The organism is Actinosynnema sp. NPDC023587 (assembly GCF_040640215.1).
Taxonomy (GTDB): domain Bacteria; phylum Actinomycetota; class Actinomycetes; order Mycobacteriales; family Pseudonocardiaceae; genus Actinosynnema.
This window is the reverse complement of the sequence record NZ_JBFABG010000004.1, coordinates 695,498-701,768: the sequence shown is the minus strand read 5'-3', so window position 1 is coordinate 701,768 and position 6,271 is coordinate 695,498. Positions and strand designations below refer to the sequence as shown.

At 70.9% G+C, this 6,271-nt stretch carries 6 protein-coding genes; 5 read left to right on the top strand and 1 reads right to left on the bottom strand.

Annotated features, from left to right (window positions below; all coding sequences use genetic code 11):
• Nucleotides 1–513: 513 nt before the first annotated feature.
• The gene (locus tag AB0G01_RS15630) at nt 514–924 is read right to left on the bottom strand and encodes a hypothetical protein (RefSeq protein ID WP_360945169.1); all 411 of its coding nucleotides are present in this window, start codon (nt 922–924) and stop codon (nt 514–516) included.
• Nucleotides 925–1,303: 379 nt separating this feature from the next.
• Between AB0G01_RS15630 and rpmE the strand changes: the two genes are divergently transcribed.
• From rpmE to prmC, 5 genes are all read left to right on the top strand, one after another.
• Nucleotides 1,304–1,519, top strand: a complete 216-nt coding sequence (rpmE, locus tag AB0G01_RS15625; protein WP_360945304.1) for a 50S ribosomal protein L31 — start codon at nt 1,304–1,306, stop codon at nt 1,517–1,519.
• 94 nt (nt 1,520–1,613) lie between these two features.
• Complete coding sequence (gene prfA, locus AB0G01_RS15620; protein WP_360945166.1) at nt 1,614–2,669, top strand: peptide chain release factor 1; 1,056 nt, start codon at nt 1,614–1,616, stop codon at nt 2,667–2,669.
• A 12-nt stretch (nt 2,670–2,681) separates the two neighbouring features.
• Entirely contained in the window at nt 2,682–3,935 is a 1,254-nt protein-coding gene (locus tag AB0G01_RS15615) for an acyl-CoA thioester hydrolase/BAAT C-terminal domain-containing protein (RefSeq protein WP_360945163.1), read from the top strand.
• 10 nt (nt 3,936–3,945) lie between these two features.
• Nucleotides 3,946–5,331 carry a dihydrolipoyl dehydrogenase gene (gene lpdA / locus AB0G01_RS15610; protein ID WP_360945160.1) on the top strand — a complete coding sequence of 462 codons (1,386 nt, stop codon included), beginning with the start codon at nt 3,946–3,948 and terminating at the stop codon, nt 5,329–5,331.
• A 17-nt stretch (nt 5,332–5,348) separates the two neighbouring features.
• Nucleotides 5,349–6,206, top strand: a complete 858-nt coding sequence (gene prmC / locus AB0G01_RS15605) for a peptide chain release factor N(5)-glutamine methyltransferase (protein WP_360945157.1) — start codon at nt 5,349–5,351, stop codon at nt 6,204–6,206.
• The last annotated feature ends 65 nt before the right edge of the window (nt 6,207–6,271 follow it).

Here is a 6,271-nt window from a genome sequence, read left to right as displayed (position 1 = left end):
CGGGGCGCCCCGCGCACTCACCCCCCCCCCCCCCCGCGCGGGGGGCCCCCCTTGGGCCCCGCGCCCCGCCCACCGGCGGTGGGTCGGGTAGTGCAAGCACGCCCTTCGCTTGCACTACCCGACCAAGCGCGGTTGTCTCCGGACCGGGCCATACGGGGACGACACGACACCCACCACACCACCGCACGGCAACCACCCAAACGTCATCCTTGGTGGCTCGCCCGTCCGGCGAGGACGCTTTGAGCTTTAGCTTTTCTAAAAACGCCTAACCCACGGCCTCCGGCCTTAACAGCAAACCCGCAGCTCACGCCGCTCTCAACCCCCAACCGCCAACGGCACGGCCTCTCGCTTCCACGCGGCAAACCCGCAGCTCACGCCGCCCCAACGCCGCTCTCAACCCCGCCCCAGCCGTCAACAGCATGGCCTCCGGCCCCAACACCATTATCCCACGGCACACCGACAATCCGGCGCTACAAGAGCCCGCCGAAACACGAAACCCCACCCGCAGAGCGTTTAACGGCATTGATCGCCGGTGGTGATGTGCTCATCCGTCGTCTCGGCGCTCCGCCGCTTCTCCACCACGTACTGGACCAGGAGCAGTGCCACCACCGGCACTCCCACGGCCACCACCGCGACGACCGGAAACCGCACCCCGTCGACCGCCACGCCCACCCCGAGCAGTCCGCCCAGGTACCCCCACCGCAGCCAGGTCCGCTGCCAGGGCGCGTGCCAGGCGACCATGCCGCTCCCCGCCGCGCCCACGGCGACCGCCGCCCCGAACAACGGGCTGGACAGCGCGATGTCGTGAGGTGCGCCGACGAGCAGCCCCGAGAGCCCGGTGAGACCCAGCACCGCGCTGCCGAACAGGAACGGCAGTGCCAGCCACGTGATCAACCGCAGCGGGCGTCCGGACGCGCACAACACAGGTCAAGTCTCGCTTCCGTCGACCGTTCCGTGATGCTCTGAGTAGTCGAACGGTTACCTCATGCGCCAAATGGTCGACGGAGAACGCCCAACGGTTGTGATCCGCGCCACCTCCACCCACGCGCCACTGCCCCGCAACCACCCGATCACCGACCCGAAACCGCCCGGCAAGCCGCCCCGAAACCGCCCGGCAAACCGACCCGGGCCGCGTGGCCGACCAGCCCCACCAGGTACGGGAACATCCCCCGACCCCGAGGCGTTGTCACCATCGTCGACCGCATCTGGCAGACTGTCAGGTCGAGTCCGGCTCCGGTTCACCTCGCTCGTGGTTCCCGCAACCACCGAGGACCCGGCGGCCACCGAAGAGAGGGACAAGACGTTGAAGACCGGCATTCACCCCGAGTACCAGACGACCGAGGTCACCTGCGGTTGTGGGAACACGTTCACCACCCGCAGCACCAAGTCCTCCGGCTCCATCCACGTCGAGGTCTGCTCGAACTGCCACCCGTTCTACACCGGTAAGCAGAAGATCCTCGACACCGGTGGCCGGGTCGCGCGCTTCGAGGCCCGTTACGGCAAGCGTCAGGGCAAGTAGCTGGACCAACGGCGTCCACCCAGACCTCTGGGTGGACGCCGTTGCCGTATCTCCGTCCAGAAACGAGCACGACCCGAGACCGGAGCGCCGAACCGTGACCCTGGAAGCCCTGTTGGCCGAGCACGCCGAGCTGGAAGCCAAGCTCGCCGACCCCTCGGTCCACGCCGACCAGGCAGGCGCGCGCAAACTCGGCAAGCGCTACGCCGAGCTGACCCCGATCGTCCGCACGGCCCACGAACTCGGCGCGGCCCGCAGCGACCTGGAGGCGGCCCGGGAGCTGGCCGCCGAGGACGCGGGTTTCGCCGCCGAGGTGGACGAGCTCACCCAGCGCATCCCGAAGATCGAGGAGAAGCTCACCGAACTCCTCCTTCCGCGCGACCCGCACGACGGCTCGGACGTCGTCCTGGAGATCAAGTCCGGTGAAGGCGGCGAGGAGTCCGCCCTGTTCGCGGGCGACCTGCTGCGCATGTACCTCCGCTACGCCGAGCGCCACGGCTGGAAGGCCGAGGTCCTCGACGGCACCGACTCCGACCTGGGCGGGTTCAAGGACGTCACGGTCGCGATCAAGGCCAAGACCGACACCCCGGACGGGGTGTGGTCGCGGCTGAAGTACGAGGGTGGCGTGCACCGCGTGCAGCGCGTCCCGGTGACCGAGAGCCAGGGTCGCATCCACACCAGCGCGGCCGGTGTCCTGGTCTTCCCGGAGACCGAGGACGTCGAGATCGAGATCGACGAGAACGACCTGCGGGTGGACGTGTTCCGTTCGTCCGGCAAGGGCGGCCAGAGCGTCAACACCACCGACTCGGCCGTCCGCATCACGCACCTGCCGACCAACATCGTCGTGTCCTGCCAGAACGAGCGCAGCCAGCTCCAGAACAAGGCCCGCGCGATGCTGGTCCTCCAGTCCCGGCTCCAGGTGCTGGCCGAGGAGAAGGCGCAGCAGGAGGCGTCCGACGCCCGCCGCACCCAGATCCGCACGGTGGACCGCTCCGAGCGGGTGCGCACCTACAACTTCCCGGAATCCCGAATCTCCGACCACCGCGTCGGCTACAAAGCGCATAACCTGGACCAGGTCCTGGACGGCGACCTGGACGCGGTGCTCGACGCGCTCGCGGCGGCCGACCGGGCGGAACGGCTCGCCGGCGGGTGACAGGAGGGCGCGATGGCGGAGATCCTGGTCAGTCCCCGACGCGCCCCGCTGGACCACCCCCTCGACATCAGGGTCACGGGCCTGCGCCCGGACGCCGAGATCACCGTTCGCGCGTCCACCGGTGACCACGGCTCCGAGGCGGTCTTCCGCGCCGACGAACGCGGCGTGGTAGACCTGACCAGGCACGCCCCGCTCACGGGCAGCTACCGGAACGTCGACCCGATGGGCCTGTTCTGGTCGATGACCCCAACCGACCCGCAGCCGCACCCGCAGCCACAGCCACAGCCACAGCCACACCGGCAGCCACAGCCACACCCGCTCCGGATCGAAGCGGCGGACGCGCCCCCGGTCGAGGTGGAGCGCCTGCGAATCCCCGACCACGTCGTCCGCACCGAGGTCCCGGCCCTCTCGGCGGTCCTCTTCGAGAACTCCCCGCCCACCCCCGCCCCCACGGTCGGCGTGATCGTCCTGGGCGGTGCCGAGGGCGGTCGGCGGGAACTGGACGCCGCCCTCCTCGCCGGCCACGGGTTCACCACCCTGGCCCTGGCCTACTTCGGCGCGGAGAACGTCCCGGACGACCTGGTGGACGTCCCCGTCGAGCACGTCGGCGAGGCCGTCGACTTCCTCGGGCAGCGCACCGACCGGGTCGCGGTCCTCGGCAGCGGGCGCGGTGGTGAACTGGCGCTGCTGGCCGCCGCCACCCACCCCGGCATCACGGCCGTGGTCAGCGTCGTCGGCTCCGGGGTGCTGACCCAGTGCGTCGGACCGGGCCGGCGACTGCTCCAGCGGCTCGACCACGAGGCCGCCTCCTGGACGTGGCAGGGCCGGCCGCTCCCGTACCTGCCCCACTCGGTCCCCGACCGCCTGCGCCGCCAGGTGGTCGACGGCGAACCGGTCGCGCTCAGCGCCGTCCACGACCTGTCCGACGGCATCCCGGAGGCCGCCGAGATCCCGGTGGAGCGGATCGCCGGCGGTGTGTTGCTCCTCTCATCCGGCCGCGACGGGAGCCTGCCGAGCGCCGAGCTGAGCGAGGTGGCCGAACGCCGGCTCACCGCCCACGACCACCCCTTCCGGCACGAGCACGTGGTGTACCCGGAGGCAGGACACCTGATCGCCGGCCCGCCGCACCGCCCGGTCACGCGGACCGTGCTGCCCGGTCCGGGCGTCCGGTTGGACCTGGGCGGCACGCCCGGCGCGACCGCCGCCGCGCGGATCGACGCGTGGCGGCGGACGATCGAGTTCTTGTCGGACCAACCGGGCACCTAATGTGTCGTTCATGAGCGCACACTTTGACGTCGTGGTCCTCGGTGCGGGGCCAGGCGGGTACGTCGCCGCGATCCGCGCGGCCCAGCTCGGCCTGAAGACGGCGGTCATCGAAGAGCGTTATTGGGGCGGGGTCTGCCTGAACGTGGGCTGCATCCCGTCGAAGGCGCTGCTGCGCAACGCCGAGCTCGCCCACCTCTTCACGCACGAGCAGAAGACCTACGGCATCCAGGTCGAGGGCAGCGTGAAGTTCGACTACCGCGCGGCGTTCGACCGCAGCCGCAAGGTCGCGGACGGGCGCGTCAAGGGCGTGCACTTCCTGATGAAGAAGAACGGCATCACCGAGTTCACCGGCCGGGGCACGTTCGTCGACGCCAACACCATCCAGGTGGGTGATGAGACGGTCACGTTCACGGACGTGATCATCGCCGCCGGCGCGACCACCCGGCTGCTGCCCAACACCTCCCTCTCCGAGCGCGTGGTCACCTACGAGGAGCAGATCCTCTCCTCGGACCTCCCGGAGAGCATCGTCATCGCCGGCGCGGGCGCGATCGGCGTCGAATTCGCCTACGTGCTGCACAACTACGGCGTCAAGGTCACGATCGTGGAGTTCCTCGACCGGGTGGTGCCGCTGGAGGACGCGGAGGTGTCCGCGGAGCTCGCCAAGCGGTACAAGCGGCTGGGCATCGACATCCGCACGGGCACGCGGGTCGAGTCCATCGACGACACCGGCGCGAAGGTCCGCGTCACCGTGTCGAAGGACGGTGCGCAGGAGGTCCTGGAGGCCGACAAGGTCATGCAGGCCATCGGTTTCCAGCCGCGCACGCAGGGCTACGGCCTGGAGAACACCGGCGTGCGGTTGACCGAGCGCGGCGCGATCGCCGTGGACGGCCGGGGACGCACGAACGTGCCCAACGTCTACGCGATCGGTGACGTCACGGCCAAGCTGATGCTCGCGCACGCGGCCGAGTCCATGGGGATCATCGCGGCGGAGACCATCGCCGGCGCGGAGACCCAGGAACTGGACTTCGTGATGATCCCGCGCGCCACCTTCTGCCAGCCGCAGATCGCGAGCTTCGGCTACACCGAGGCGCAGGCCCGCGAGAAGGGTTTCGACGTCCAGGTCGCGAAGTTCCCGTTCACCGCGAACGGCAAGGCGCACGGCATCGGCGACTCGGCCGGTTTCGTGAAGCTGATCAGCGACGCGAAGTACGGCGAGCTGCTCGGCGGCCACCTGATCGGACCGGACGTGACCGAGCTGCTGCCCGAGCTGACCCTGGCGCAGCAGTGGGACCTGACCGTGCACGAGGTGGCGCGCAACGTCCACGCCCACCCGACGCTCGGCGAGGCGGTCAAGGAAGCCGTGCACGGTCTGGCCGGACACATGATCAACTTTTAGCGCTCTACGCTCTGCCCATGACCCGACACCCGCTGCGGCTGGCCGTGCTCGAAGCCGAACGCATGTTGACCGCGGCGGGTGTCGACAGCCCGCGCACGGACGCGGAACTGCTCGCCGCGCACGTGCTGGGCGTCGAGCGCTCGCGCCTGCCGCTGATCCCGCTGGTCGACCCGCCGGTGGTGGAGGCGTTGCACCGCCTGGTGCGCGAGCGCGTCGGGCGCACCCCGTTGCAGCACATCACCGGCTGGGCGCACCTGGGCGGGCTGGACCTCGACGTCGGCCCCGGCGTGTTCATCCCGCGCCCGGAAACCGAACTGCTGCTGGAGTGGGCGCTGTCCACTGTGTCCGGTGACCCGGTGGTGGTCGACCTGTGCACGGGGTCCGGTGCGCTCGCGCTGGCCGTGGCGCACCGCCTGCCGCGCGCCACCGTGCACGCCGTGGAGCGCGACCCGGTGGCCCTCTCCTGGGCCCGCCGCAACTCCGACATCCGGGTCGAGGCGGGCGACACGCCGATCCGCCTGCACTCCGGTGACGTCACCGCGCCGGGCGTGCTGGCCGACCTGGAGGGCGCGGTCGACCTGGTGGTGTGCAACCCGCCCTACGTGCCCGAGGGCACCGCCGTGCAGCCCGAGGTGGCCGACCACGACCCGCACGACGCCGTCTTCTCCGGCGCAGACGGCCTGGACGTGATCCGGCACGTCGTCAGCCTGGCCGCGCGCCTGCTCAAGCCCGGCGGCCACCTGGCGATCGAGCACGACGACACGCACGGCGAGTCCGTGCCCGCCCTGCTGTCCGCCCGCCGCGTGCTGACCGACGTCCGGGACCACGTCGACCTGGCCGGCCGCCCCCGCTTCGCCACCGCGCGCCGCGCGTGATCCCGCGCGCGGACCTCCTGGTCCGCGCCGCCGCTCGCCGAGGTCGAACGCCGGCTGCGCGCCGA

Coding starts and splice junctions, on each gene's coding strand:
- AB0G01_RS15615 (WP_360945163.1), top strand. CDS start 2,682: ATGGCGGAGATCCTGGTCAGTCCCCGACGCGCCCCGCTGGACCACCCC.
- lpdA (WP_360945160.1), top strand. CDS start 3,946: ATGAGCGCACACTTTGACGTCGTGGTCCTCGGTGCGGGGCCAGGCGGG.
- prmC (WP_360945157.1), top strand. CDS start 5,349: ATGACCCGACACCCGCTGCGGCTGGCCGTGCTCGAAGCCGAACGCATG.